Source organism: Vibrio sp. 10N.222.55.C6 (assembly GCF_041473395.1).
GTDB classification, from domain to species: Bacteria; Pseudomonadota; Gammaproteobacteria; order Enterobacterales; family Vibrionaceae; genus Vibrio; species Vibrio crassostreae_C.
Map to the genome: position 1 here is coordinate 1 of NZ_JBFRSD010001051.1, position 256 is coordinate 256.

1 protein-coding gene is annotated in these 256 nt (G+C 40.2%); it reads left to right on the forward strand.

Annotated features, from left to right (window positions below; all coding sequences use genetic code 11):
* A partial coding sequence (locus tag AB4486_RS27505; protein WP_372119973.1) for a hypothetical protein occupies positions 1–256 on the forward strand: 256 nt, incomplete at both ends.

Sequence of the window (256 nt, forward strand, 5' to 3'; positions counted from 1 at the left end):
AGCAAAATCAGGCAGTAGAAAAATTGAATGCTGTTACTAAAACGGAGGTAACTGAGTTGCTTCCCGAGTCTAAGAACATTGAATGGGGACGGAGATGGATATCAGTCGAGATTGATGAGCCAATACTGTTTGAAGTATCACTTGACGACACTTTAACATGTGGCTTGTTTGACTCAAAGACTAAAGGGAAGACAGGTACACTTCATATAGCTAAAGCCGAATCATTTGTACAGTATGGGCAAGGGAAAACTAGAAT